Origin of the sequence: Sphingobium naphthae (genome assembly GCF_043589935.1) — a bacterium.
Lineage (GTDB): Bacteria > Pseudomonadota > Alphaproteobacteria > Sphingomonadales > Sphingomonadaceae > Sphingobium > Sphingobium naphthae_A.
Genome location: NZ_CP171454.1, coordinates 1,673,560 through 1,697,909, shown reverse-complemented (window position 1 = coordinate 1,697,909; position 24,350 = coordinate 1,673,560). Strand labels below are relative to the sequence as shown.

The window sequence follows — 24,350 nt, the reverse complement described above, 5'->3', positions numbered from 1 at the left end:
ATCATGACCGACTGGATCGACATCGGAACGCTGGCCGACATTCCCCCGCGCGGCGCGCGCACCGTCCAGCTTGCGGGCGAAAAGGAAATCGCCGTTTTCCGCACCAGCGACGACCATGTCTTTGCGCTGGTCAACGAATGTCCGCACAAGAAGGGGCCTTTGAGCCAGGGCATCGTCCATGGTCACAGCGTCGCCTGCCCGCTGCACAATTGGAACATCGCGCTCAAGACGGGCGAAGCGCAGGGCAATGACGAGGGCTGCACGCCGACCATCGCCGTTCGCCAGGAAGACGGCCGCATCCTCATTGCGCGTCCGGCTTCCCTGAAGGCGGCTGCCTGATGGGGGACGCGGTCCGCACCACCTGCGCCTATTGCGGCGTCGGCTGCGGCATTTTCGCGACGGCGACCGGCCCGCGTTCCGTGTCCATCAAGGGGGATGAGGCGCATCCGGCCAATGCCGGCCGCCTCTGTTCCAAAGGTACGCATCTGGGCGAAACGGTCGGGCTCACTGGCCGTCTCCTCCATCCCATGATCGGGAACCGGCGCGCCAGCTGGGACAAGGCGCTGGACCTGGTCGCCAGACGGTTCAGGGAAACGATCGACCGCTACGGCCCCGACAGTGTCGCCTTCTACGTCTCGGGCCAGTTGCTGACCGAGGATTATTATGTCGCCAACAAGCTGATGAAGGGCTTCATCGGTTCGGCGAACATCGACACCAACAGCCGGCTTTGCATGTCGAGCGCGGTCGCCGGCCACAACCGCGCCTTTGGCGAGGATATCGTGCCCGCCACCTATGAGGATCTGGAGCAGGCCGACCTCATCGTCCTTGTTGGCTCCAACACCGCCTGGTGCCATCCCATCGTCTATCAGCGCATCCAGGCGGCCCGCGCCGCGCGCGGCACCAAGCTGGTCGTGATCGACCCGCGCCGCACCGAAACCTGCGAGGGGGCGGACCTGCACCTGCCGGTGAAGCCCGGCACCGACGTCGCGCTGATGAACGGGCTTCTCGCCTGGTGCGACCAGCATGGCCTCACCGCGTCAGACCATCTCGATGTGCCCGAAGGCTTCTGGCCGCATATCCGCGCCGGCCACGACCTTTGGTCGACGGCCAGGACCTGCGACGTTGCGCCCGCGCTGCTGGAGCAGTTCTTCACCCTGTTCGCGCAGACGCCGCGCACCGTCACGCTCTTCAGCCAGGGCATCAACCAGTCGATCCGCGGCACCGATCAGGTGAACGCGATTCTCAACCTGCATCTCGCGACCGGCCGCATCGGCAAGCCGGGCGCCGCGCCATTCTCCATCACTGGGCAGCCCAACGCCATGGGCGGGCGCGAAGTCGGCGGCCTCGCGTCGACGCTCGCCGCGCACATGGATTTCGCACCCGAAAATGTGGCGCGCGTCGGCCGCTTCTGGGCGGCGCCGCACATGGCTACCCGCCCCGGCCTCAAGGCGGTGGACCTGTTCCGCAGCATCGACGAAGGTCGGGTCAAGGCGCTCTGGATCATGGCGACCAATCCCGCCGTCTCGCTACCCGACGCTGGCCGCGTGCGCGATGCACTGGCCTCCATCCCCTTCCTTGTCGTGTCGGACATCATCGCCGACACCGACAGCGCGACTCATGCCCATGTCCGCCTGCCCGCCGCCGGCTGGGGAGAAAAGGACGGCACCGTCACCAATTCGGACCGCACCGTCAGTCGCCAGCGTCCCTTCATGGCCTTGCCCGGGGAGGCGAAACCCGACTGGTGGATCGTCAAGGAAGTGGCGCGCCGCATGGGCTGGCGCAACGCCTTCGCCTATGACCGGCCGGCTGACATCTGGCGCGAACATGCGCGCCTTACCGCCTATCAGAATGACGGCCAGCGGCTGCTCAACCTGCGCGCGTACGCGACGATCGGCAATGACGCCTATGATGCGATGGCGCCTTTCCGCTGGGGCGGGGAGACGCTTTTCGCCGACGGCCGCTACCCTACGCCCGATGGCAGGGCGCGGCTTGTCCTCACGCGCCAGATGGACATGCAGCCGCCGCTGCGCGACTGGCCGATGACGCTCAACACCGGCCGCTATCGCGATCAGTGGCACACCATGACTCGCACGGGCCTCGCGCCCAAGCTCGCCCGCCATCGCGAGGAGCCGATGGTCGACATCCACCCGCAGGACGCCGCTGCGCTCGGCATCGTCGACAAGGGGCTGGCGCGCGTCCGCACCGCACAGGGCGACAGCCTCTTTCGCGTCTGCGTCAGCGACAGCCAGCGACCCGGCGAAATCTTCACGCCGATCCACTGGACCGACCAGATATCGAGCGGCGGCCGCACCGGCCTGCTGCCCCGGCCCCTGGTCGATCCCCATTCGGGCCAGCCGGGCTTCAAATCGACGCCCGCCAGCATCGAGCCGGTGGCGACGCAATGGCAGGGCTTCCTGATCCTGCGCGGCCATGACCAGGTGAAGCTGCCCTGCCTCTGGGCCACCCGCATCACCGTTCCAGGCGGCGCGCTCTATGAAGTCGCCGGCAATGGCGATCCCGCCCGGCTCGAAGCCTGCCTGCCAAAAGGGGACCGGGTCGAGGCCATTGACCAGACCCGCGGCACCCGCCGCGTCGCCATCCTGCGTGAAGGCCGGCTCGCCGCTGTGCTGTTCGTGACGCGCACCGGCCTGTTGCCAGCGCGCGACTGGCTGATCGACCAGCTGGAGGCGGATCAGGTCGGCGCTTCCGTCCTCGCCGCGCGCGGGCCGGGCAGCCAGCCCGACAAGGGCGCCACCATCTGCGTCTGCTTCGACATCGGCCTCAACCAGATCGTCGCCGCCATTCGCGACCAGCAGCTGGTCGACGTGCCCGCTGTCGGCAAGGCGCTGGGCGCCGGCACCAATTGCGGCTCCTGCCGCCCCGCCATCGCCAATATCCTGGCTCAAACCCATCGGGAGACGCTTCATGCAGCCGAATGATCTTATCGCGCCCGGCGACGTCTGGCTGGTGGGGGCGGGGCCGGGCGATCCCGACCTGCTCACGCGCAAGGCGGAAAAGCTGATCGCGGCCGCGGACATCGTATTTTATGACGCCCTGGTCGGGCCGGACGTGCTCGCCCTCATCCCGCCAGGTGTCGAACAGGTCAGCGTCGGCAAGCGATCGGGTCGGCACAGCAAGGCGCAGCAGAGCATCAACGACCTGCTGCTCGCCGCCGCCCGGGCGGGCAAGCGCGTGGTGCGGCTGAAGGGCGGCGACCCTTCCATCTTCGGCCGTTCCGCCGAGGAGATGGCCCATCTCGCCGCCGATGGCGTGCGCTTCCGCATCTGTCCCGGCATCACCACCGCCAGCGCGGCGGCCGCGAGCGGCAGCGCCTCGCTCACCCTGCGCGGCGTGGCGCGCGGACTGACGCTCGTGACCGCGCATTTGAAGGCTGGCGAGCCCTTGCAGCTCGACTGGGATGCGCTGGCCCGGCCCGGCGGCACGCTCGGCATCTATATGGGCCGCGCCGCTGCGGGCGAGATCAGCCGCCAGCTCATCGCCGCCGGCCGCGATCCCGAAACCCCGGTGATGGTCGCGGTCAATGTCTCGCTGCCCGATGAGCGGCTGATTCGCGGCAAGCTCTCGGCCCTTGCATTTCTCGTGCGCACGATCAGCGACGAGGATCCGACCCTGCTGCTGATCGGCGAGGCGGTGGCCGGCACGCCTTGCCCCGCGGACCTGGCCGCCAGCGTGGCGCTTCCTGTCCGCTAGGAACAGGCTAGAGCGCCGCCAGATCCTCGGGCCGGTTGATGTTGAGCAACGCCAGCCCCGGCATTTGCACGACCCGCGCATCGACCCGCGCCAGCCAGCCGCGGATCGAGCGGTCATTCTCCTCCGCCAGATGCGCGTCCAGTTCGGGCGCCAGCTCGGCCGGCCACCAACCGAGCAGTTGCTGCCCCTCCAGCACCGCCGCGCCCGCGCCGATCAGCGCGGCGGGCAGTTCGGCCGGATAGAGTGGCATGTCGCATCCGGTGGTCAGCACGCCGGCAAAGCCCTGCGCCGCCGCATGATGCAGCGCCGCGTTGAGCCCGCCGAGCGGCCCCAGGTTCGCGCGCGGGCGATCCGCCAGTCCGCCGTCGCGCCCGCATATCACCACCGTCGCGACATGCAGCGCCAGCGCCGCCATCGCATGGTCCAGCAGCGTCCGCCCGTTCAGCAGCGCCATCGCCTTGTCGCTGCCGAAGCGGCGGGATCGCCCGCCCGCCAGCACGGCGCCCAATATTGGTCCTGTGGCCATCATCGCCTCCTCCGGCGACCGCTATAGGGGCGCGACACCGCCGCGCACAATTGCAAGCGCGCACGCTGCCCCCTAGATCAGCGGCATGAACGCCGTTCCCCTTGGTCAGACCGCCGCGTGACCCCATCCGTCGCGCCGCTCGGCTTCGCGCGCCTCACCCCGGACGGCGCGACCGACCCGGTGGACCGCCCGCTGGCGGAGGAAATGCCGGTCGCGATCGAATATAATGGCGCAGGCTATGCCGTGCTGATGGCGACGCCCGCCGACATCGCCGATCTCGTCCAGGGCTTCAGCCTTGCCGAACGACTGGCCGGGCACGACGATGCCCTGCTCGACATCGACGTCCATGCGACCGATGCGGGATGGATCGCGCGCGCGACCCTGCCGCCACACCGGGTCGATGGGCTGCTGGACCGGGTGCGCCACCGCACGTCGGATTCCGCCTGCGGCCTGTGCGGCGTCGAAACGCTGGAGCAGGCGCTGCGCCCGCTGCCGCGCATCACGGCCCCTTCGCGGGCGGACCGGGTCGCCATCTTCCGCGCGCTCGCCGCCCTGCGCGATCATCAGCCGCTCAACGCCGCCACCGGCGCTGCCCATGCCGCGGCGCTTGTCGCTGCCGACGGCGGCATTCGCTTGGTGCGCGAGGATGTCGGGCGGCACAACGCCTTCGACAAGCTGATCGGCGCGATGGCGCGCGGGGGCCTTGGCTGGGACGGCGGCTTCGCGCTGCTGTCCTCGCGCTGTTCCTATGAACTGGTGGAAAAGGCCGCGCTTGCCGATTGCCCGCTGCTCGTGACCATTTCCGCGCCCACGCGCCTCGCCGTCGATCGCGCCGCCCAGGCCGGGCTGCCGCTCATCGTCCTCGCGCGCTCGGACGCGCTGCTGGCGCGGGCGCCGCTCGTTTAGCGGAACACCCATTGCCGGTTGAGGACGAACATGATGGCCGGCGTCACGAACAGCATCGCGGGGATCGGCGACCATTCCGGCCAACCCATGGCGGTGACGCACAGCCAAACCCACAGGGCGTTCAGCCCATAGCTGATCAGCGACGCGGCCACGAACCGCAGCCCGCGCGCGGCATGGCCGTCGCTGCGCGCCTGGTCGCGGAAGGTGAAGAGGCTGTGCGCCACATAGCCCACGCATACCGCGCCGCCATAGCCGATCAGATTGGCAAGCTGGACATGCAAGCCAGCCAGCGCCGCCAGGCTCCAGTAGATCGCCGCCTGGCACGCCGTGACGAACAGGCCGGTCAGCCCATAGCGGCAGATCTGCCAGAACAGCGCGCGCTGCTGCGGGCTCAACCGTTCGGCGAAATTCATGAGGCCCCCGTTGCGCTTTGATGCGGAGCGTCTAATCGACCGGACATGAACTTGCAAAGCCGGCACGCACTGCGCACCAGACTGGGCGCGCTTGCGCATCATATTCTGGCCGAAGCCAGCCGCCACTGGAAATGGCTGACCTTCCTGCTGTGGATCGTCGTGACTGTCGCGATGGTGATGACCCGCTGGCCCGCCATCCACTGGCTGGTGTTGGGCGATACCGACGACAATATCCGCTATGTCCAGGTGAAGGACTGGCTGGCGGGGCAGGGCTGGTACGATCTGCGCCAATATAGGCTCGATCCGCCGGGCGGCGCGAACATCCACTGGTCGCGCATCGTCGACATTCCCCTCGCCGCGCTGATGCTCTTCTTCCGCGCCTTTGTCGATCAGGGGATGGCCGATCGCCTTGCCTGCGGCATCGCGCCCTTGCTGCCCTTGCTGCTGCTGATGCTCAGCCTCGGCTTCATCGGCCGTCGCCTCGCCGGGCCGCATGGCTGGGTCCTCGCGGTCGCCGCGCCCTTCGCCGCGCAGATGGGGTTGGGCATGTATGCGCCGATGCGCATCGATCATCATGGCTGGCAACTGGCGCTGGCCCTGACCATGCTCGCCGGGGTGATCGACGCCAACCGGCTGCGCGGCGGCGTCATGGCTGGGGTCAGCAGCGCGCTCTCCATCGCCATCGGCATGGAAATGATCGTCTATCTGGCGGCGGGCGGCGCGCTCATCGCGCTGCGCTGGGTGTTCCGCCCCGGCGCCGAGGCGCGGATGCTCGCCTACGCGCTCAGTCTCGCCGGCGCGACCTCGCTCTTCTATCTGCTCTTCGCCAGCTACGCCAACCGGGCCATGGTCTGCGACGCGCTGTCGCCCATATGGGTGGCGGTGTTCGGCGCAGCGGGAGCGGGCATGGTGCTGCTGGCTCTGCTGCCCTGGCGCGGATGGAGGCCGCGACTGGCGGCGGGCCTGGTCGTGGGCGGTGCGGTCGCGCTTTTCTTCTGGCTCAAATGGCCGCAATGCCTCAGCCCCTATCAGATATCGCCGGAGCTTCAGCGCCTCTGGCTCGCCAATATCCGCGAAGCCAAGCCCATCACCGCCCAGGCGCAAAGCCTGGTTGTGCCCTTGCTCGCCATTCCCGCCGCCGGCCTGCTCGGCCTGCTCTGGGCGCTGTGGGATGCGCGGCGCGATGGCGAACAACTCTGGGCCTGGGCAACGGTCGGCCTTATGATGCTCTTTTCGACGGCATTGCTCTTCTGGCAGCTGCGCGCCGGACCAGCGGCGCAGCTGCTGGCGATCCCGCCCGCCGCCTGGGCCGCGCACCGTCTGGTGGCGGCCGTGCTGACCGGCACGCGTCGCGCTCGTATCACCGCCTCAATCGGCGTCGCGCTGCTCGCGGCCATCGCGTTCGTCTACCCGCTCTACCCCCAGGCGATGAAGGCCTATCAGCAGGTGACGGGGCACAAGCCCAAACCCTGGCGCCCCTCGGCCGTCGCGCGCAACGACGCGATCAAGAAAGCCAATGGCCGCTGCCGCACCCAGCCAGCGCTCGCCGTGCTGGATCAGCTGCCCGCCGCCACCATCTTCACCATGGTCGATCTTGGGCCCCGCATCCTGGCGACGACGCATCACAGCGCGCTGGCGGGCCCCTATCACCGTAACGGCGCGACCATCCTCGACGTGCATCACGCCTTCGACGGCAAGCCGGAGACGTTCCGCGCCATCGCCGCGAAGCATCACGCCACCTATTTGCTGGTCTGCCCGAATTTCCCGGAGGGCACCATCTACCAGGCGCGCAGCCCCGGCGGCTTCTATGCCGATCTGATGCTCGGGCGGCGGCCCGACTGGCTGGTCCCGGTCGAGCTCAGGACCAGCATGACCTTGCCCTATCAGCTGTATCGCATCCTATATTCACCGGCGGGCGGCGAAGAAATCGCGCAGCAGCGCTGACGCCTCCGCCTCGGCCAGCCCCGCATAGACGTCGGGGCGGTGCAGGCATTGCGGCTGGGTGAAGAGGCGCGGCCCCTGCTCGATCGCGCCGCCCTTGGGGTCGGCTGCCGCATAATAAAGCCGCGCGATCCGGGCATGGGCAATCGCGCCGGCGCACATGGGGCAGGGCTCCAGCGTGACCCACAGGTCGCAGCCGGTTAGGCGGAAATCGTCGAGCCATGTCGCGGCCGCGCGCAGCGCGACGATTTCGGCATGAGCGGTGGGATCGCGGTCCCGCCGATTGCGATTCTCGCCCTCGCCGATGATGACGCCCTCGCGCGTCACCACCGCGCCGATCGGCACTTCGCCCGCCGCCTGCGCCTGGCGCGCCAGATCGAGCGCGCGGCGCATGGGCGCAGGCAAGGGAAAGGGCGGAGCCATGCCCCGCCCTTTAGCGCAACTTGGTCGGGATCGAAACGATCAGGGTTTTTTCACGTCCACGGTCGGCACTTCGACTGTCTCGTTGCGGGTTCCGACCTCGACCTTGGCGACATTCGCCTCATATTTTGGCAATGTTCCGCCCTTCACCGATACTTCGGGCAGGCTGCCCGACTGCGTCCGTTGCAGGTCGATGAAGCCGGTGGCGATCCCGCCGGCAAGAACGAGCAGGATAATGACCAGCAAGCCACCAATGATTCGCATTTCGGCCTCCTTTGGGATAACCCATGTCAAACGTTCGGCCCTGCGAAAGGGTTGCGTCCCTTCCCATGCGGGTTGACGGCCGCAGGGAATCCCGTTATCGGCGCGGCTTTCCGAACGAACCCGAATTCAAAGGTTGAACTGACTATGTCGCGCATTTGCGAGCTGACCGGCAAGGGCCGCCAGGTGGGTCACAATGTTTCCCACGCCAACAACAAGACCAAGCGTGTGTTCCTGCCCAACCTGCAGAACGTGTCGCTGATCTCCGAAGCGCTGGAAACGACCGTGAAGCTGCGCGTGTCGACCCATGGCCTGCGTTCGGTGGAACATAATGGCGGCCTGGACAACTGGCTGGTCAAGACCAGCGACGACAAGCTGTCGCTGAAGGCGCGTCGCCTGAAGCGCGACATCGTCAAGAAGAAGGCCGCCGCCGCGGCCTGATCCTCTCGATTCGTTTCGGCAAGCGAGCGGCCTGGCGACGGGCCGCTTTTTTGCGTCGGCCGTTACCTTGCTTGGCGGCCCGCTCCGGGCACAGTATCCGTCAGCGCGAATTTCAGCAGTAGGGTGCGCTGGAAAAATTCGTGATTATCGTCGGATATGATCCACAGGATCGGCCGGCCCTGCTCGCGCGTCACCGACATCCCCTCGAAATTGTCGGCCAGTAGCGGCGGCGCCAGCCGGGCCAGCGTGCGCGCCTTCAATATCGCGCCCGGCGTCAATGTGTCGGGCAGTTCGACGATCGCGACGGTCGCGGTGAACAGCTCCTGCAACGTGAGACGACGGTTGAGCACCAGCAGATGGCGCGCATCCAGCGCCACCGCGTCCGTCGGGCGGTATCCGCGCGGCGGGGTATAGCGCAGCGGCATGGGCGCGCCGGTCGCTGCGTCCGCGGGGTCGCCGGGGAAAAGCAGGGCCTCATGCCGCCCTTCGGCGGTCATGCCCATCTCCCCGATCGCCAGGAACCGCCCGTCGGGCAGGCGCGCCAGCGACTCGATAGATCCCGTCTTGGGCCAGGCGGCGATTTGCGGCCAGGCGCGGCAGGCCTCGACCCGCGCGAAACCGGGGCCATAGCGGCAGACCGACTGCTGCAGCTCGAAACCCACCCAGTAGCGGCCGGTGTCCGCGTCCTGCGTCAGCGATTCTGAATCCCATGCCCACCAAGGTTGGTGCCGGTCCTGTGGTCGGACGGGCAGGGGGGCGATGAAGGGGCGGCGCGATCGGGGCCCTCGTCCCACATGAAATCCCATCAATATGCCCGAATCGCTCAGCGCCAGCATCTCGCCGGGCCCCGCCGCCAGCAATGCGGATATGCCGCCGAAGCCGGGATTGGCGCTCTGCAGCTCCCACCCGACCAGATAAGTGAGCGCGCCGATCCGCCGCCGCCCAGGCATCGCGGGATCCAGCGGCAGCGCTCGCGCCGTCACCAGCAGCGCACCCGCCCGCACCGCCTCCGGCTTGCCGGGGTGGGGCGCCGGCAACAGCAGCACGGCCAGCGCCAGGACGATCAGGATTCGCGTCATCGCCGCCTCGCATAGGCCAATATGCGGCAGGACGCAGCAAAGCAGTGACGGGTCGTCCGCAGGTGAACGGAGGCTGACAGCATCATTCAGCCATGGCTCAAACCCGATCAGGCATAAGGACGTCAATCAATGGCGAATCCGTTTAGGCGCTTCGCCGGAGAGCATGACTTTTTGGAGGAGCAACCGCCATGACAATGAAGTTTCTAGTGAATATGGGAGCCGCTCTGGCCATGGGCGCTGCCTCCCTCGCCGTCACCGCCACGCCGGCCATGGCCCGCGACCATTATCGCGGTTATGACCGCGGCGATCATTATCGTGGCTATGACCGTGGCTATCGCGGTTATCGTGGAAACTATGATCGCAGCTATCGCGGCGACCGCTATTATCGCAACAATTATTATCGCGGCTATCGCGGCGGCTATCGCTGCCGGGACAATGGCACGGGTGGGACCATCATCGGTGCCATCGCCGGCGGCCTGCTTGGCAATGAAGTCGGCCGCAATTCGGGCCGTTACGGCCGCGGTGACGGCACCGCAGGCGCCATCATCGGTGCTGGCGTGGGGGCCCTGGCCGGCCGCGCGATCGACCGCAACTGCTGATCTGCCAGCTATCGACAGGATGAAGGGCCGTCCCATCGGGGCGGCCCTTTGTCATTGCGCGGGGTCAGCCGCTGGCTGCGCGCCGCGCTGGCGCTCGGCGGCCATCCGCGCAGCCGGGTTTAGTCCCGCACTCTTGTCCTCGGCCGCACCGGCGCGCGCATCCAGCATGGCGGCGGCCTCGTTCAGCGCTCGCGCCTCGCTGGCGCTGACGCCGCCCACGCCGTCATCGTCCGATGATCCGCAACCACTTGTCAGCATCACCATGGCCATCAGTCCCGCAACGCGCGGCATGGATTACCTCCCATGGAAAAGGGGCCGCCCCGTTGCCGGAGCGACCCCTTTCGCAATTCTTCCCTGAACGGGACGATTACATCGCGTTGGCGACGTTGTTGGTCGCGTTCGACGCAGCGTTGGCGGCGTTGTCGGCGGCGTTCATCGCAGCGTTCATGGCGTTGTCGGCCGCGTTCGACGCGTTCTCGGCGGAATTGGCGGCCGCATTGGCAGCATTTTCCTCATGGTTGCCCGAGCAGGCAGCCAGGCCCAGCGAAGCGGCGAGAACGAGCGAAAGAGCAATCGACTTGGTCATGGGCAACAACCCCTCTCTGAGATAAAAAAGATGCAGACCACTCTCGGAGAAAAGCTCACCCCCCATTGCGCCTGCGCCGCGATTCGTAATGCTTTGATCGAACCAAGGCAATCCCATTCATGCAGGCGCAAGGCTTTGCGGGGGTCGTTACGGCTTGTTCGCCGCAGAAATGAGGAGCATTGACGCATATAAAGATTTCTTTATATGATACTATCATGCACTCCGCTCTCGACATTTTCCGGGCGCTTGGCGACCCGACGCGGCTGCGCATCGTCCACTTGCTGCGGGCGATGGAACTGGCCGTGGGCGAGATCGCACAGGTCGTGGGGCAAAGCCAGCCGCGCGTGTCGCGCCATGTCCGCATCCTTGGCGAAGCGGGCCTGGTCGAACGGCGCAAGGAGGGCAATTGGGTGTTCCTGCGCCTCGCGCGGGAGGAGGGGGTCGCGCCTTTCCTCACCCTGTTCGACCGGCTGCGCCCATCGGCATCGGAGGCTCTGTGGCAGGCGGCGGATCTGGCTCGCCTGTCGGAGGTGCGGGCCGAGCGCGCCCGCGCCGCCGAAGCCTATTTCGCCGAACATGCCGAGCAATGGGATGCGATCCGCTCGCTCCATGTCCCCGAAGCGCAGGTCGAAGCGGCGATGACGGCGCTGCTGGCTCAGGCGCCGATCGGCCATCTGCTCGACATCGGTACCGGCACTGGCCGCATGATCGAACTGTTCGGCCACGCCGCGCGCCAGGTGACCGCGCTGGATCGCAGCCCCGACATGCTTCGTCTCGCCCGCGCCAAGCTGCCGCAGGACGCCGGCGACAAATATGCGCTGCTGCTTGGCGATTTCCTCGACCTGCCGCTGGCGCCGGGCAGCATCGACACGGTGCTGCTGCACCAGGTGCTTCATTATGCCCAGGCGCCCGAGCGCGTCATCGCCGAAGCGGCGCGAGTGACCGCGCGGGACGGCCGCGTGCTGATCGCCGATTTCGCCCCGCATGAGCGCGAGGAACTGCGCGCCCGCGACCAGCATGCGCGGCTGGGCTTCGCCGACGCGCAAATTGATCGCTGGTTCGCGGATGCGGGCCTCGTCCTGGAGCGGGTGGAAAGCCTGCCGGGCCAGGAACTGACAGTGCAATTGTGGCTGGGGCGGCGCAAAAGCGCCGACGTCCTGCCGCTCGAACGACGGATGTCCGCATGACCCTCCCTGATCGCCTCCCGCCGCTCTATGCCGATCTTGCCGGTGACGCTCGCGTCAGCTTCGAATTCTTCCCGCCCAAGACGGAGAAGATGGAGGCGCAGCTCTGGTCGGCGATCGAGACGCTGGCTCCGCTCGCGCCGCGTTTCGTGTCCGTCACTTATGGCGCGGGCGGCTCGACGCGTGAGCGGACCCATAATACGGTGGCCCGCATCGCCCGGGAAACGCCGCTTGCCGCCGCCGCGCACCTCACCTGCGTCGCCGCCAGCAAGGGGGAAATTGACGAGATCGCCGACGCCTATTGGGCGGCGGGCGTGCGCCACATCGTCGCGTTGCGCGGCGATCCGCCCGAACAGGGCGGCCGGTTCGAAGCGCATCCGGGCGGCTATACGGGCGCGGCCGACCTGGTCGCCGGGCTGGTGAAGCGCCATCCCTTCGAAATCTCGGTGTCCGCCTATCCGGAAGTGCATCCCGACGCGCGCGACGCGCAAAGCGACCTCGACAATCTCAAGCGCAAGCTCGACGCGGGCGCCACCCGCGCCATCACGCAATTCTTCTTCGCGCCTGAAACCTACTTCCGCTTCATGGACAAGGTCCGTGGCGCGGGGATCGATGCGGACATCGTGCCGGGCATCATGCCGGTCGGCAATTTCGCCTCGGTTCAGCGGATGGCGGCGATGTGCAACACGGACGTCCCCGCCTGGATGGGCCGCCTTTTCGAAGGGCTGGATGATCGTCCCGCCGCGCGCCAGCTCGTTTCCGCCACCATCGCGGCCGAACTTTGCCGCAAACTCTATGAAGGCGGCGTGCGCGACTTTCATTTCTACACGCTCAACCGGGCGGAACATAGTTATGCGATCTGCCATCTGCTGGGGCTGCGGCCCAAGGTGATGGCGAACGCAGCGGCATGATGGATTTCTCTGTCGTCCTGACCAGCCTTCGACACGCTGAGTCTCCTGCTCGGGACGGACGGTATTGTTTTTAAAGGCGGAGTTTCGATGATGAGCGCCGAAGCACAATTGCGCGCCCTGGCGGCGGAAAAGATCCTGATCTTCGATGGCGGCTATGGCACGTCCATCCAGAAACATGGCCTGACCGAAGCCGATTATCGCGGCAATCTCGATCTGGTGAAGGACCAGAAGGGCAATAACGATCTTCTCTGCCTCACCCGCCCCGACATCGTCGAGGGCATCCACGCCGCCTATCTGGAGGCGGGGGCCGACATGATCGAGACCAACACCTTCTCCTCGACCAGGATCGCCATGGCCGATTATGGTTGCGAGCATCTGGTGTGGGACATCAATGTCGCCGCCGCGAAGCTGGCGCGCTCGGCCTGCGAGACGGCGAGCGCGAAGGACGGCAAGCCGCGCTTCGTTGCCGGATCGATTGGCCCGACCAACAAGACGCTCTCCATTTCGCCCGACGTCAACGATCCCGCCTATCGCGAGGTCGATTATGATACGCTCAAGGCCGACTATCGCGAGCAATGCGACGCGCTGATCGCAGGCGGGGTCGATTTCCTGCTGGTCGAAACCTGTTTCGACACGCTCAATGCCAAGGCCGCCGGCATGGCCGCGCGCGAAGCCGAAGCCGCCGCCGGCCGCTCGGTGTCGCTGATGCTCAGTTTCACCATCACCGACATGTCGGGCCGGAACCTGTCGGGCCACACGATCAACGCCTTCTGGTATTCGCTGCGGCACCTGAAGCCGCTCACCATCGGCGTCAATTGCGCGTTCGGCGCGGACCTGCTGCGCCCCTATCTGGCCGAACTGTCGAAAAATGCCGACACGCTGATCCTCGCCTATCCCAATGCCGGCCTGCCCAATGAACTGGGCCAATATGACGAGCTGCCCGAAACCACCGCGAAGCTGATCCGCGACTGGGTGGACGAAGGCCTCGTCAACATGGTCGGCGGCTGCTGCGGCACGACGCCTGCCCATATCGGCGCGGTGGCGAAGGCCTTGGCTGGCCGTCAGCCGCGCGTCGTTCCGGAATTGCCGATCGTGACCCGGCTCGCCGGCCTCGAACCCATGCACATCGCGGCATAGTCTTCATCCTCCCCTGGCAGGGGAGGTGGCTGGCAAAGCCAGACGGAGGGGTTGAGCAGGTTCAGATTGCCCCGGCAATCTGAAGGTCATGCCGGGGCGCATGACCGACCTGCTCAACCCTCTCGATGGCGTGACACCCCTCCACCGGCTCCGCCGGTCCCCCTCCCCCTGTGGGGGAGGATTTTTTGGAAGAGACGATGAATAGCCAATCCACCGCCAATTTCGTCAATATCGGCGAACGCACCAATGTCACGGGCTCCGCCAAGTTCAAGAAGCTGATCATGGCCGGCGACTATGCCGCCGCCATCGACATCGCGCGCGAGCAGGTGGAAAATGGCGCGCAGATCGTCGACGTGAATATGGACGAAGGGCTGCTCGACGCGGTCGAGGCGATGACCACCTTCCTCAAACTCATGACGTCGGAGCCGGACATCAGCCGCGTGCCCGTCATGATCGATTCGTCCAAATGGGACGTGATCGAAGCGGGCCTCAAATGCGTCTCGGGCAAGCCGATCGTCAATTCGATCAGCATGAAGGAAGGCGTCGACATCTTCCTCGACCATGCCCGCAAATGCATGGCCTATGGCGCCGCCGTGGTCGTCATGGCCTTCGACGAGACGGGACAGGCGGATACGAAGGATCGCAAGGTCGAGATATGCGAGCGCGCCTATCAGCTCCTCCTGTCCATCGGCTTCCCGCCGGAGGACATCATCTTCGATCCCAACATCTTCGCGGTCGCGACGGGGATCGAGGAACATAATAATTACGGCATGGACTTTATCGAGGCGTGCCGCGAGATCAGGAAGCGCTGCCCGCACGCCCATATCTCGGGCGGGCTCTCCAACTTCTCCTTCTCCTTCCGCGGCAACGAACCGGTCCGCCGGGCGATGCACAGCGTGTTCCTCTACCACGCCATCCCCGCCGGGCTCGACATGGCGATCGTCAATGCGGGCCAGCTCGACGTCTATGATTCGATCGACCCCGCGCTGCGCAAGGCGTGCGAGGATGTGCTGCTCAACACCGATCCCGAAGCCGGCGATCGTCTCGTCACGCTCGCGGAATCCTTCAAGGGCAAGGATGCCGCGTCCGAGAAGGCGGCGCAGGAATGGCGCGGCTGGCCTGTCGCCAAGCGGTTGGAACATGCGCTGGTCAAGGGCATCGACATGTATGTGGTGGAGGATACGGAGGAAGCCCGCCTCGCCGCCGCCAAGCCGATCGAGGTGATCGAAGGGCCGCTGATGGACGGCATGAACGTCGTGGGCGACCTGTTCGGCGCGGGCAAGATGTTCCTGCCCCAGGTCGTGAAATCCGCCCGCGTCATGAAGAAGGCGGTCGCGCATCTCCTTCCCTTCATCGAGGCGGCGAAGGAACCCGGCGCCAAGGGCAAGGGCAAGATCATCATGGCGACGGTCAAGGGCGACGTCCATGACATCGGCAAGAATATCGTGGGTGTCGTGCTTCAGTGCAACGGCTTCGACGTCATCGACATGGGCGTCATGGTGCCCTGGCAGGACATCCTCAAGGCCGCGAATGAAAATGACGCCGACATGATCGGCCTCAGCGGTCTCATCACCCCCTCGCTGGACGAGATGGTGACGGTTGCCGCCGAAATGCAGCGCGCCAACATGACCATGCCGCTGCTGATCGGCGGCGCCACCACGTCGAAGGTCCATACCGCGCTGCGCATCGACCCGGCCTTCACGGGCCCTGTCGTCCATGTGCTCGACGCCAGCCGCGCCGTGGGCGTTGCCACCGCGCTGGTCTCCGAAACGCAGAAGACCGATTTCGTCGCCCGGACCAAGGCCGATTATGAGCATGTCCGCAAGGCGCGTGAAGGCAAGGGGCAAAGCCAGCTGCTCAGCATCGAGGACGCGCGCGCCAACGGCTTCGAGATCGACGAAAGTTTGAAGGCTCCCCGTCCGCGCTTGCCCGGCGTCCATGTCTTCAAGGATTGGGACCTCAAGGATCTGGTCCACTATATCGACTGGACGCCCTTCTTCCGCGCCTGGGAACTGGCGGGTAATTACCCTGCTATCCTCGACGACGCGGTGGTCGGCGAAAGCGCGCGCAGCCTGTTCGCCGACGCGCAGAAGATGCTGGAGCGCATCGTCGAGGATAAATGGCTGACCGCGCGCGGCGTCTGCGGCCTCTGGCCCTGCCGCCGGGAGGGCGACGACATCATCGTCCATGTCGAGGATGAAAAACATGTCCGGTTGCCGATGCTGCGGCAGCAGATCGCGAAGCGGGAAGGGCGGGCCAATATGTGCCTGGCCGATTTCATCAGCCATGATGGCGACTGGATGGGTGGGTTCGCCGTCTCGATCCACGGCATCGAACCGCATCTGGCGCGCTTCAAGGCGGCGATCGATGACTATTCGGACATTCTTCTTAAAGCCTTGGCCGACCGCCTGGCCGAAGCCTTCGCCGAACGCCTCCACCATTATGTCCGCACTGCGCTCTGGGGCTATGCGGAGGGGGAGCAGCTCACCAACGAAGCGCTCATCAAGGAACAATATCGCGGCATCCGCCCAGCGCCCGGCTATCCCGCCTGTCCCGAACATAGCCTGAAGCCGCTGCTGTTCGATATGCTCGATGCGCATCATGCCACCGGCGTCAGCCTGACCGAAAGCTTCGCCATGCTGCCCACGGCGGCGGTCAGCGGCTTCTATTTTGGCCATGCCCAGGCGGAGTATTTCGGCGTCGCGCGCGTCGGCCGAGACCAGCTAGCCGATTACGCCCAGCGCCGCGGCATCGACCTGGACACGGCGGAGCGCTATCTGCGCCCCAATCTCGACTGAAGCGAAGCGGGCGGCGCCATCATGCGCGCCGCTCGCGTCGCGTTCAGAAGTCCAGCTCCGCGCGCCATCCGATCACGTCGACGCTGTAGTCGGCGTCGCTGCCCGCCAGGATCGCCGCGTCGGTATAGCGCAGATGCGCATAATTGATGTTGAACCGCAGGAATTCGACGGGCGTCCACACCAGCGCGCCGATCAGCGCGTTCTGCGTGCCGCCGGTGATGGTCCGGTCGTTCAGGTCCAGATAGTCGTAGCGCAACGTCGCCTGCAGCGCCCCCCAGCCGCCTTTGCCCATCGGGCGCTCAGGCTTGACCGTGCCGAAAATGCCGTTCTTGTATCCGCGCGTCTCGCCCGTCAGCACATAGCCGATCTCGCCATAGCCGCCGAAGAAGACGGGGTCGGGCACGCCGGGTTGCGACACGCGCAGCCAGTGCGCCTCGCTCGCCCACCAGAAGGGACCACGCTCGCCCGCAAGCTCGACGCCATAATGGCTTTCTCCGTCGGCCACGATCTGCGGCGTCGCCAGAAAGCGGCTGTTGGCGGAATGAAGATAGGCGCGCTGGCGATAGCGCTGCCCCACTGACGAGAGCCGCTGGAAATCGCGCACATGGGCCGAAGCGCCGATATGGAACTGCGTGTCGCCCCATTTGGGCGCCAGCACGATCCGCCCGTCGATCGCGTAGCTATCATTCTCGTCCCCGCCATCGGCCCCGTCGGCGTCATTGGTTAGCGAATCGGCGCTGTCGGAAAAAATGCCCGCCTGCGCCAGCACCATGCCGGCCCTGTACTGTACCGACAGCCCCAGCCGCCGCTCGAAATTGAAGGCGTCGGTGAAGGCCGCACGCTCCATCACCGCGCCGCCCGTGTCGCTGATCAACTCGTCCAGCGACTGGAAGCCATTATGATTGCCCAGCGTGACCAGCCATCGGCCGCTCTCATAGGTGATGAAGGTGTCGACCAGGTCGACGCTGTTGTCGGACAGCTCCAGTTCCAGCTTGTAGCCAAAGCCACCGCCGATCTGGCCTTCGCCGCCCAGCCGCAACCGCCGCAATTCGTTGGAATAGCCGCGCGCCCGGTCCGCCACATCATCGGGCGTCATCAACAGGCCGGCGTCATATTGGATGCGTCCCTTGGGGTGGAATGTCATGTCACCCTGCGAAAAGACCGGGCCGCCCTTCCAGCGGACGGAGGTCTCCGCGGCCGCCGCAGCATCTGCCTTCGGGGCGGCCGGCGTCTTGTTCGCAGCCGCGGCTGCCATCTCGACTTGCGCTGACGCTGCGTCTGCCGCATTCAAGCGCGCCTCCAGTTGATCCACCTGCGCCTTGAGCGCGGCGATCTGCGCGCGCAGCGCAGCCGCATCCTGCGCGCTGATCGCCTGGGCCGCTACGGGCGCCGGCGCCAGCAACAGGACGATCGCCGAACCCGGCAGCAGGTGATGGATGAACGTCATGGCTTTCCTCCTGAGCGGACGCCGCCAATATGACGATCATGTTTCAATCCAAAGTCATCAGCATGTAAGAAATGTGACATTGCGGTCCGTCCCATGCCTGGTTGGCGATCGCGCTAACTGGAGCTAATCCTGTCCGTCATGGCTGCTCTCCATCGTTCCTGCCGCGCCTCCACGGTCCTCGCCGTCGCTCTGGGGCTGGCGCTTGCCGGTTGCTCCGACCAGGGCAGCGGGCCGGTCGTGGTCAGCGTCGTGGGGGATCGCGAAGATTTTGCCAAGCCTCTGCAGCAACTGCCCGATCCGGCCGCCAAGCTGCTGCTGGAAAGCACGGCCCAGGGACTCGTCGCCTTCGATGCGCGCGGCGACATCATCCCCGGCCTGGCTCAGCGCTGGATCGTCGAGGATGACGGACGCAGCTACATTTTCCGGCTGCGACGCGCCTTCTGGGGGGATGGGTCCCGCGTGACCGCCGCCGACGTTGCGCGGATGCTGATGGCGCGCATCAACAGCCTGCGGCGACTCGATCCCGATGGACCGCTCGATGCGGTGCAGGCGGTCGTGCCGATGACCGGGGAAGTCGTCGAAATCCGCATGGCGGCGGCGCGCCCCTTCATGCTCCAGATGCTGGCCCAGCCGCAGATGGCCATCCTTTCGCGCGACGGGGGCACAGGGCCCTATCGCGCCACGCGCCGGGGCGACGCGCTGATGCTCACCCCGGTCGATCGCTCCACCGGCGACATAGAGACGGAGGACGAGCCCGTCCCGCCTGCGCAACTGCGCGTCCTGCGCGCCGAACGCGCCGCGCTCGCCATCCTGCGTTTCCGCGCCGGTCAGGCGGGACTTATGCTGGGCGGCCGCTTCGCCGACGTGCCGCTGCTGATTCCCGCCGGCATTGATCGCGACGCCGTGCGGATCGATCCGGTGCAGGGGCTGCTCGGCCTCGCCATAGTGGGCAAGGGCGCGCTGCTGGACGATGACGCCGTTCGCGCGGCGATCAACATGGCGATCGACCGCAGCCAGTTGCCCAATCTCTTCCCGCTCGGCGGATGGACGACGACCGAACAGATCGTGCCGTCCGACCTGGATCTGGGCCGGGCGCCCACGCCGCCCGCCTGGGCCAACCAGCCGATGGAAGCGCGCCGCGCGCAGGGCAGGGCGATCATCACGCGCTGGCGCGCCGATCATGCCGATGAAACGCCGCTGCTGCGCATCGCGCTGCCACAGGGGCCGGGCGCGACCCTGCTCTTTGGCCTGCTGCGCCGCGATCTGGCCGCGATCGGCGTCACCGCGCAGCGCGTCGCGATGAAGGAGTCCGCCGACCTGCGCCTGATCGACGAAGTGGCGCCCTATGACAGCGCGCTTTGGTATCTGGGCCGCGTCGGCTGCGTACGAAAGATTCACTGCAATGCTCAAGCGGATGCCGCGCTGCAGGCGGCCAGCCTCGCCAGCAGCGCTGAAGAACGTATGGCGCGCGCCGCCGAGGCCGAAGCGCTGATGCAGGCGCATAATGGCTATATCGCGCTCGGCGCGCCGGTGCGCTGGTCGCTCGTCTCGCGCAGGCTCAGCGGTTTCGCGCCTTCACCGCGCGCGCGTCACCCATTGAACCATCTCTTCAGCTCTCCCAATTAAGGGTTCAAGGAGACGATCATGGCGCTATCGCAGGACCAGTTCGACCGCATCGTGCGGGACATGCCCGGTTTTGGCCGCGACCCCGCATCGGTGCGCCGCCGGGTCGAGGCGATGGAGGCGATGCTGGAGGGACTGTTCGTCATCCCCGGCACCAGCCGCCGCGTTGGGCTCGACAGCCTGATCGGCCTGGTGCCGGTAGTGGGCGACATCGCCACTGCCGCCATGGGGGCCTGGATCGTCTGGGAAGCGCGCAACCTCGGCATGTCCAAATGGCAATTGACGCGCATGGCCGCCAATGTCGGCGTCGACACGCTGGTCGGCGCCATCCCCTTTGCCGGCGACATTTTCGACTTTCTCTACAAGTCGAACACGAGGAATCTCCGGATCATCCACAAGCATCTCGATCGCCATCATCCCTCGACGGTTACGATCGACGGCTGATCCGATCAGCCGCGCGGCTCAATCCGCAGCTGTGCGCGATGTCTGACTCCACCCTGCTGCGGCGGGCAGGACATGTAGCGGAAGTTGCGATCCATGCAGATCCATACCTCGCTCAAAGCGCCGTTGCGTGTGACGTTGAGCCGGATGCCGTCGGCAACCATACCCTTGTTCTCGGCGGCAAAGGCTTGGGCAAATTCCTGCGCGGACAGATTGGGCCGGCGGGCCAGCGCATCCATGTCGGGATAGCGCAGGGCATGATACAGCTTGCGCGACAGGGCGAAGAATTTGGCCGGCGTCGTCGGCATGCAGGTGCCGTGCTTGACCCATTCATGCTGGATAAGCTGCACCGACGGCGTTGCGCACAGATGGTCGCGGATCACCTTGCGCGGCAGCACGCCGGCAGGCTTGCAATATTGCGGCCATTCCTTGCCATGGCCATCGGGCCACAACCCGTGCAGGGTGAAACCGAAATCATTGCCGGATCGGCACTGAAACGCATTATCGGCGTTCGGCCGCGCCGTCTTGCAATATTGCGGCGTCCAGCTGATCGCCAATGTGTAATAGCCGATCGGCAGAACACGTTTCGGCTCCTCCGCCGTCGGCCCTTCCACCTTGGGCCGGGCGATTATCTCGGGCAGGCGGCACTGACTGGCCTGTGCCAGCGCGACGGCGGGCGAAACCAGGGCGATTGTAATGGCCAGGTGAGCCAGAAGGGTTTTAGGCATAAGCAAAATCCAGTCCGATGTCGGCCGCCGGAGCCGACTGGGTCAGGCGACCGACGCTGACATAGGTGACGCCCGTCTCCGCCTTGGCGCGGATCGTCTCCAGGGTGACGCCGCCCGACGCCTCGGTGGGCACGCGCCCGCCCACCAGCGTCACGGCGCCCCGCAGCACCGGTGCCGCCATATTGTCGAGCAGCAGATGAGTCGCGCCGGCGCTGAGCGCCGGCTCGATCTGGTCGACCCGGTCGACCTCGACGATGATGCGCGCGACGCCGGCGGCGACGGCGCGGCGGACCGCTTCCTCCACCGATCCCGCGACCGCGACATGATTGTCCTTGATCATCGCCGCGTCCCACAATCCCATGCGGTGATTGGTCGCGCCGCCCATGCGCGTGGCATATTTTTCCAGGACGCGCAGGCCGGGAATGGTCTTGCGCGTGTCGAGCAGCGTCGCGCCCGTGCCCAGGATCGCGTCGACATAGGCGCGCGTCATTGTCGCGATGCCGGTCAGATGCTGGACGCTGTTGAGCGCCGACCGCTCCGCCGTCAGCATCGCCCGCGCCTTGCCGCGAATGCGCATCAGGTCGGTGCCGGCCGCGACCTGATCGCCGTCGCGGTGCAGCATCTCTATCTCGACCTCGGGGTCGAGCGCGCGGAAGAAGGCGGCGGCGATTGGCAGGCCCGCCAGCGTCACCGCATCCCGGCTGTCCATCACGCCTTCGAACATCGCGTCCGCCGGGATCACCGCCTCGCTGGTGACGTCGCGGCCATCGGGGCCCAGATCCTCGGCCAGGGTGGACGCGACAAAGGCGCTTAGATCGAAGCCGTCCAGGGAAAAGGCGTCAGGAGGAAAGCCGTTCATGCGTGCCGTCTTTCATGGCTTCAAGGAAATCGCAATAGCGGGCGTCCAGTTCCTCGATTGAGGGACCGGCCAGCTCCAGCCGCGCCTGCGCCATCAGCAGCGCGCCTTCCTCGCGCAGCCGCGCGCGCCGCCCGTTCAGGGTCAGCGTCGATCCCGCGCCCAGCAGGCAGTCCAGGAACTGCGCCGCCGCGATCGGGCTGGTCGCCGCCGCCGCGCGCACGCCGCCAAAGCCCCGCCGCACGAAATGATCGAAATCATCGTTCATCGGCACGATCCGGTTCCAGTCATAATCGCCCCGGTCGGGTCCGCCGCGCAGGTCGCGCGCGCCGATCTGCGCCGTCGCCGCGCCCATCCAGTGAAGCGCGGTCACGGCGGTGAAGGGATCGTTGATGCCCGGCGACAGCGCTCGCAGCGCGATCTCGACCAGTTCGTCGATCAGGAATTCTATGTCCTGCGATGGCGATCGCATTGCACCCAGCGAAAAGCATCCGCGCAGGCGGTCCGCCAGGCGCGGGTCCAGCTTCGTCCCCACCACCGCCAGCAGCACCACGTCGGGATGGACGAAATCGCCCGGCCGCAGGCGCAGCTCGATGCGGCATTGCGCGTCGCGCGCGATCCGGTCCAGCCCGGCGAAATCAATGATCTGGATATAGCCGGTGCCCGTCGCCGCCACCGGCGCGCCCTGGGGCGGCTGGTCCTGCTGTTCGGCGCCGCAATCATGCGGGAAACGCTGGCGCACGCTGCGCAGCAGCCGCTCGCCAATGCCTTCCAGCACCGCGTTGATGCGGATCGACGCGGGCACATGGTTGAGGAAATAGACCAGCACCGCGATCGACGCCGCCATCAGTCCGGTGGCGATCATCAGCGACAGCTGCGGCACGAAGCCCGGATCGCCCGCCGTCTCATAGGCGTCGCGCACCACGCGCAGCACCAGAACGGCATAGACGAAGGTCGCGATGAAGGTCGCGAGCGACAGCTGGTTGCCGCGGTCTTCCATAAAATTGGCCAGCAGGCGCGGGCCATAGCTGCCCGAAGCGTAGACGACGGCGGCGATGGTGATCGAAAAGACGGTCGACGCGACCCCGATCATCGACCCGGCTATGACGTTGAGGACGTTGCGCGCGCCCTCGGGCCGCGCCTCATCCACCCATTCATGGCTGGTCAGCCATTGCGCAGCGCCATGGCGATCGAACCAGACGGTCAGGATCGCCAGCAGCGCCGCGCCCAGCGTGAAGAGCGCGGGATAGAACCAGTAGCTGGCCCTCGTCCCCTGCCAGAACGCGCGCAGCCGGGCGACCATGGCTCAGCCCTCAGCCACGCGGGCCGACATCCCCCTGGCCCACGGTCCCGCTCGCCATTTCCAGCATCCGGTCCAGGCTCTTCTTCGCCTGCAACCGCAATATTTCGTCCATCTCGATGCGCGGCTGCAGGTCGCGCAGGGCGAGGTACAGCTTCTCCATCGTGTTGAGCGCCATATAGGGGCAGATATTGCAATTGCAGTTGCCGTCCGCGCCCGGCGCGCCGATGAACGTCTTTTCCGGCACCGCCTTGCGCATCTGGTGGATGATGTGCGGCTCGGTCGCGACGATCAGCGTGTCGCCCGGCATCGTCTTGGAAAATTCCAGGATGCCGCTGGTCGATCCGACATAATCGGCATGCTCGACAATATAGGGCGGGCATTCGGGATGCGCGGCGATCGGCGCCTGGGGATGCTGGGCTTTCAGCTTCAGCAGTTCGGTTTCGCTGAACGCCTCATGCACGATGCACACGCCCGGCCACAACAGCATGTCGCGCCCCAGCTTGCGCTTGAGGTAGCCGCCCAGATGCTTGTCGGGGCCGAAGATGATCTTCTGGTCGGCCGGGATCTGCGCCAGGATCTTCTCGGCGGACGAGGATGTGACGATGATGTCGGACAGCGCCTTCACCTCGGCCGAACAGTTGATGTAGCTGAGCGCGATATGATCGGGATGCGCCTCGCGAAACGCCTTGAACTGGGCGGGGGGGCAGCTGTCCTCCAGGCTGCATCCCGCGTCCATGTCGGGCAGCACGACGATCTTGTCGGGGCTCAATATCTTGGCCGTTTCCGCCATGAAGCGCACGCCGCAAAAGGCGATGACGTCCGCGTCCGTCTCTGCCGCCTTGCGCGACAACTCCAGCGAATCGCCGACGAAATCGGACAGGTCCTGAATTTCGGGCGTCTGGTAATAATGGCCCAGGATGACCGCGTTGCGCTCCTTGCGCAGCCGGTCGATTTCAGCGCGCAGGTCGGTGCCCTGCGGAATGCCCGTGAAAGCGTTCATACCCTGTAACTCCTCGGTCCCATCTTCTGGGGTCTTGGC

25 protein-coding genes are annotated in these 24,350 nt (G+C 66.3%); 13 read left to right on the top strand and 12 right to left on the bottom strand.

Annotation, left to right across the window (positions count from 1 at the left end):
- Positions 1 to 3: 3 nt before the first annotated feature.
- The 3 genes from nirD to cobA are packed head-to-tail and all read left to right on the top strand — an operon-like array spanning position 4 to position 3,711.
- Complete coding sequence (gene nirD, locus ACGGKE_RS08430) at positions 4 to 339, top strand: nitrite reductase small subunit NirD (RefSeq protein ID WP_394436960.1); 336 nt, start codon at positions 4 to 6, stop codon at positions 337 to 339.
- Positions 339 to 2,939: a molybdopterin-dependent oxidoreductase gene (locus ACGGKE_RS08425; protein ID WP_394436958.1), complete on the top strand. Its 2,601-nt coding sequence runs from the start codon at positions 339 to 341 to the stop codon at positions 2,937 to 2,939. Before nirD ends, ACGGKE_RS08425 begins: the two co-directional genes overlap by 1 nt.
- Positions 2,926 to 3,711 (top strand): uroporphyrinogen-III C-methyltransferase, encoded by a 786-nt coding sequence (gene cobA / locus ACGGKE_RS08420; RefSeq protein WP_394436956.1) that lies wholly within the window; start codon positions 2,926 to 2,928, stop codon positions 3,709 to 3,711. Before ACGGKE_RS08425 ends, cobA begins: the two co-directional genes overlap by 14 nt.
- A gap of 7 nt (positions 3,712 to 3,718) precedes the next feature.
- Here the strand turns inward: cobA and ACGGKE_RS08415 are convergent, their stop codons facing one another.
- Positions 3,719 to 4,237 carry a molybdenum cofactor guanylyltransferase gene (locus ACGGKE_RS08415; protein WP_394436954.1) on the bottom strand — a complete coding sequence of 173 codons (519 nt, stop codon included), beginning with the start codon at positions 4,235 to 4,237 and terminating at the stop codon, positions 3,719 to 3,721.
- A gap of 117 nt (positions 4,238 to 4,354) precedes the next feature.
- Between ACGGKE_RS08415 and fdhD the strand changes: the two genes are divergently transcribed.
- Complete coding sequence (fdhD, locus tag ACGGKE_RS08410; RefSeq protein ID WP_394436952.1) at positions 4,355 to 5,143, top strand: formate dehydrogenase accessory sulfurtransferase FdhD; 789 nt, start codon at positions 4,355 to 4,357, stop codon at positions 5,141 to 5,143.
- Here the strand turns inward: fdhD and ACGGKE_RS08405 are convergent.
- Positions 5,140 to 5,556 (bottom strand): GtrA family protein, encoded by a 417-nt coding sequence (locus ACGGKE_RS08405; protein ID WP_394436950.1) that lies wholly within the window; start codon positions 5,554 to 5,556, stop codon positions 5,140 to 5,142. The genes fdhD and ACGGKE_RS08405 overlap by 4 nt on opposite strands.
- Positions 5,557 to 5,601: 45 nt before the next feature.
- Here ACGGKE_RS08405 and ACGGKE_RS08400 point away from each other — a divergent pair, with 45 nt between their 5' ends.
- Positions 5,602 to 7,500 (top strand): hypothetical protein, encoded by a 1,899-nt coding sequence (locus tag ACGGKE_RS08400; RefSeq protein WP_394436948.1) that lies wholly within the window; start codon positions 5,602 to 5,604, stop codon positions 7,498 to 7,500.
- Here ACGGKE_RS08400 and ACGGKE_RS08395 read toward each other — a convergent pair.
- Both ACGGKE_RS08395 and ACGGKE_RS08390 read right to left on the bottom strand, forming a co-directional pair.
- Positions 7,462 to 7,920, bottom strand: coding sequence for a nucleoside deaminase (locus ACGGKE_RS08395; RefSeq protein ID WP_394436946.1), 459 nt, complete (start codon positions 7,918 to 7,920; stop codon positions 7,462 to 7,464). The two genes, ACGGKE_RS08400 and ACGGKE_RS08395, sit on opposite strands and share 39 nt — an antisense overlap.
- Positions 7,921 to 7,959: 39 nt before the next feature.
- On the bottom strand, positions 7,960 to 8,181 hold the full coding sequence (locus ACGGKE_RS08390; protein ID WP_394436944.1) for a hypothetical protein: 222 nt from the start codon (positions 8,179 to 8,181) through the stop codon (positions 7,960 to 7,962).
- Positions 8,182 to 8,325: 144 nt separating this feature from the next.
- Between ACGGKE_RS08390 and rpmB the strand changes: the two genes are divergently transcribed.
- Entirely contained in the window at positions 8,326 to 8,619 is a 294-nt protein-coding gene (gene rpmB / locus ACGGKE_RS08385; protein WP_009822595.1) for a 50S ribosomal protein L28, read from the top strand.
- Between the two features lie 62 nt (positions 8,620 to 8,681).
- On the opposite strand, the gene ACGGKE_RS08380 is transcribed toward rpmB, so the two are convergent.
- A complete protein-coding gene (locus ACGGKE_RS08380) occupies positions 8,682 to 9,698 on the bottom strand; it encodes an esterase-like activity of phytase family protein (protein ID WP_394436941.1) in 1,017 nt (338 codons plus the stop codon).
- Positions 9,699 to 9,886: 188 nt separating this feature from the next.
- Between ACGGKE_RS08380 and ACGGKE_RS08375 the strand changes: the two genes are divergently transcribed.
- Positions 9,887 to 10,297 carry a glycine zipper 2TM domain-containing protein gene (locus ACGGKE_RS08375; RefSeq protein WP_394436939.1) on the top strand — a complete coding sequence of 137 codons (411 nt, stop codon included), beginning with the start codon at positions 9,887 to 9,889 and terminating at the stop codon, positions 10,295 to 10,297.
- Between the two features lie 51 nt (positions 10,298 to 10,348).
- Here the strand turns inward: ACGGKE_RS08375 and ACGGKE_RS08370 are convergent, their stop codons facing one another.
- Complete coding sequence (locus ACGGKE_RS08370) at positions 10,349 to 10,588, bottom strand: hypothetical protein (RefSeq protein ID WP_394436937.1); 240 nt, start codon at positions 10,586 to 10,588, stop codon at positions 10,349 to 10,351.
- A gap of 76 nt (positions 10,589 to 10,664) precedes the next feature.
- Positions 10,665 to 10,883 carry a circumsporozoite protein gene (locus ACGGKE_RS08365; protein ID WP_317516598.1) on the bottom strand — a complete coding sequence of 73 codons (219 nt, stop codon included), beginning with the start codon at positions 10,881 to 10,883 and terminating at the stop codon, positions 10,665 to 10,667.
- Between the two features lie 215 nt (positions 10,884 to 11,098).
- Here ACGGKE_RS08365 and ACGGKE_RS08360 point away from each other — a divergent pair, with 215 nt between their 5' ends.
- The 4 genes from ACGGKE_RS08360 to metH all read left to right on the top strand — a co-directional run bounded on the left by ACGGKE_RS08360 (position 11,099) and on the right by metH (position 16,913).
- Positions 11,099 to 12,070, top strand: a complete 972-nt coding sequence (locus ACGGKE_RS08360; protein WP_394436934.1) for an ArsR/SmtB family transcription factor — start codon at positions 11,099 to 11,101, stop codon at positions 12,068 to 12,070.
- Positions 12,067 to 12,978, top strand: a complete 912-nt coding sequence (metF, locus tag ACGGKE_RS08355; RefSeq protein WP_394436932.1) for a methylenetetrahydrofolate reductase — start codon at positions 12,067 to 12,069, stop codon at positions 12,976 to 12,978. Before ACGGKE_RS08360 ends, metF begins: the two co-directional genes overlap by 4 nt.
- 90 nt (positions 12,979 to 13,068) lie before the next feature.
- A complete protein-coding gene (locus ACGGKE_RS08350) occupies positions 13,069 to 14,115 on the top strand; it encodes a homocysteine S-methyltransferase family protein (protein WP_394441838.1) in 1,047 nt (348 codons plus the stop codon).
- Between the two features lie 197 nt (positions 14,116 to 14,312).
- Complete coding sequence (gene metH / locus ACGGKE_RS08345) at positions 14,313 to 16,913, top strand: methionine synthase (protein ID WP_394436930.1); 2,601 nt, start codon at positions 14,313 to 14,315, stop codon at positions 16,911 to 16,913.
- Positions 16,914 to 16,956: 43 nt separating this feature from the next.
- Here metH and ACGGKE_RS08340 read toward each other — a convergent pair whose 3' ends face one another.
- Positions 16,957 to 18,360, bottom strand: a complete 1,404-nt coding sequence (locus ACGGKE_RS08340; protein WP_394436928.1) for an OprO/OprP family phosphate-selective porin — start codon at positions 18,358 to 18,360, stop codon at positions 16,957 to 16,959.
- Between the two features lie 138 nt (positions 18,361 to 18,498).
- On the opposite strand from ACGGKE_RS08340, the gene ACGGKE_RS08335 reads away from it, so the two are divergent.
- A complete protein-coding gene (locus tag ACGGKE_RS08335) occupies positions 18,499 to 19,986 on the top strand; it encodes an ABC transporter substrate-binding protein (protein WP_394436926.1) in 1,488 nt (495 codons plus the stop codon).
- Between the two features lie 18 nt (positions 19,987 to 20,004).
- Positions 20,005 to 20,427: a DUF4112 domain-containing protein gene (locus ACGGKE_RS08330; RefSeq protein WP_394436924.1), complete on the top strand. Its 423-nt coding sequence runs from the start codon at positions 20,005 to 20,007 to the stop codon at positions 20,425 to 20,427.
- A gap of 5 nt (positions 20,428 to 20,432) precedes the next feature.
- Here the strand turns inward: ACGGKE_RS08330 and ACGGKE_RS08325 are convergent, their stop codons facing one another.
- From ACGGKE_RS08325 to nadA, 4 genes are read right to left on the bottom strand one after another with little or no spacing between them, the layout of a single operon-like run.
- The gene (locus tag ACGGKE_RS08325) at positions 20,433 to 21,152 is read right to left on the bottom strand and encodes a ribonuclease T (RefSeq protein ID WP_394436922.1); all 720 of its coding nucleotides are present in this window, start codon (positions 21,150 to 21,152) and stop codon (positions 20,433 to 20,435) included.
- Positions 21,145 to 22,011, bottom strand: a complete 867-nt coding sequence (nadC, locus tag ACGGKE_RS08320) for a carboxylating nicotinate-nucleotide diphosphorylase (RefSeq protein WP_394436920.1) — start codon at positions 22,009 to 22,011, stop codon at positions 21,145 to 21,147. The genes ACGGKE_RS08325 and nadC overlap by 8 nt, the downstream gene beginning before the upstream one ends.
- Entirely contained in the window at positions 21,992 to 23,311 is a 1,320-nt protein-coding gene (locus tag ACGGKE_RS08315) for a DUF2254 domain-containing protein (protein WP_394436918.1), read from the bottom strand. The genes nadC and ACGGKE_RS08315 overlap by 20 nt, the downstream gene beginning before the upstream one ends.
- A gap of 10 nt (positions 23,312 to 23,321) precedes the next feature.
- The gene (gene nadA / locus ACGGKE_RS08310; protein WP_394436916.1) at positions 23,322 to 24,311 is read right to left on the bottom strand and encodes a quinolinate synthase NadA; all 990 of its coding nucleotides are present in this window, start codon (positions 24,309 to 24,311) and stop codon (positions 23,322 to 23,324) included.
- Positions 24,312 to 24,350: the final 39 nt, after the last annotated feature.

Excerpts from the sequence above, each read along its gene's own strand:
- nadC (WP_394436920.1), bottom strand. The coding sequence starts at position 22,011 with ATGAACGGCTTTCCTCCTGACGCCTTTTCCCTGGACGGCTTCGATCTA.
- ACGGKE_RS08380 (WP_394436941.1), bottom strand. The coding sequence starts at position 9,698 with ATGACGCGAATCCTGATCGTCCTGGCGCTGGCCGTGCTGCTGTTGCCG.
- nirD (WP_394436960.1), top strand. The coding sequence starts at position 4 with ATGACCGACTGGATCGACATCGGAACGCTGGCCGACATTCCCCCGCGC.
- ACGGKE_RS08370 (WP_394436937.1), bottom strand. The coding sequence starts at position 10,588 with ATGCCGCGCGTTGCGGGACTGATGGCCATGGTGATGCTGACAAGTGGT.
- ACGGKE_RS08360 (WP_394436934.1), top strand. The coding sequence starts at position 11,099 with ATGCACTCCGCTCTCGACATTTTCCGGGCGCTTGGCGACCCGACGCGG.
- ACGGKE_RS08340 (WP_394436928.1), bottom strand. The coding sequence starts at position 18,360 with ATGACGTTCATCCATCACCTGCTGCCGGGTTCGGCGATCGTCCTGTTG.
- ACGGKE_RS08425 (WP_394436958.1), top strand. The coding sequence starts at position 339 with ATGGGGGACGCGGTCCGCACCACCTGCGCCTATTGCGGCGTCGGCTGC.
- ACGGKE_RS08315 (WP_394436918.1), bottom strand. The coding sequence starts at position 23,311 with ATGGTCGCCCGGCTGCGCGCGTTCTGGCAGGGGACGAGGGCCAGCTAC.
- ACGGKE_RS08325 (WP_394436922.1), bottom strand. The coding sequence starts at position 21,152 with ATGCCTAAAACCCTTCTGGCTCACCTGGCCATTACAATCGCCCTGGTT.
- metH (WP_394436930.1), top strand. The coding sequence starts at position 14,313 with ATGAATAGCCAATCCACCGCCAATTTCGTCAATATCGGCGAACGCACC.
- ACGGKE_RS08390 (WP_394436944.1), bottom strand. The coding sequence starts at position 8,181 with ATGCGAATCATTGGTGGCTTGCTGGTCATTATCCTGCTCGTTCTTGCC.
- ACGGKE_RS08335 (WP_394436926.1), top strand. The coding sequence starts at position 18,499 with ATGGCTGCTCTCCATCGTTCCTGCCGCGCCTCCACGGTCCTCGCCGTC.
- ACGGKE_RS08365 (WP_317516598.1), bottom strand. The coding sequence starts at position 10,883 with ATGACCAAGTCGATTGCTCTTTCGCTCGTTCTCGCCGCTTCGCTGGGC.
- ACGGKE_RS08350 (WP_394441838.1), top strand. The coding sequence starts at position 13,069 with ATGAGCGCCGAAGCACAATTGCGCGCCCTGGCGGCGGAAAAGATCCTG.
- metF (WP_394436932.1), top strand. The coding sequence starts at position 12,067 with ATGACCCTCCCTGATCGCCTCCCGCCGCTCTATGCCGATCTTGCCGGT.
- ACGGKE_RS08415 (WP_394436954.1), bottom strand. The coding sequence starts at position 4,237 with ATGGCCACAGGACCAATATTGGGCGCCGTGCTGGCGGGCGGGCGATCC.
- ACGGKE_RS08375 (WP_394436939.1), top strand. The coding sequence starts at position 9,887 with ATGACAATGAAGTTTCTAGTGAATATGGGAGCCGCTCTGGCCATGGGC.
- cobA (WP_394436956.1), top strand. The coding sequence starts at position 2,926 with ATGCAGCCGAATGATCTTATCGCGCCCGGCGACGTCTGGCTGGTGGGG.
- ACGGKE_RS08400 (WP_394436948.1), top strand. The coding sequence starts at position 5,602 with ATGAACTTGCAAAGCCGGCACGCACTGCGCACCAGACTGGGCGCGCTT.
- nadA (WP_394436916.1), bottom strand. The coding sequence starts at position 24,311 with ATGAACGCTTTCACGGGCATTCCGCAGGGCACCGACCTGCGCGCTGAA.
- ACGGKE_RS08330 (WP_394436924.1), top strand. The coding sequence starts at position 20,005 with ATGGCGCTATCGCAGGACCAGTTCGACCGCATCGTGCGGGACATGCCC.
- ACGGKE_RS08405 (WP_394436950.1), bottom strand. The coding sequence starts at position 5,556 with ATGAATTTCGCCGAACGGTTGAGCCCGCAGCAGCGCGCGCTGTTCTGG.
- ACGGKE_RS08395 (WP_394436946.1), bottom strand. The coding sequence starts at position 7,920 with ATGGCTCCGCCCTTTCCCTTGCCTGCGCCCATGCGCCGCGCGCTCGAT.
- rpmB (WP_009822595.1), top strand. The coding sequence starts at position 8,326 with ATGTCGCGCATTTGCGAGCTGACCGGCAAGGGCCGCCAGGTGGGTCAC.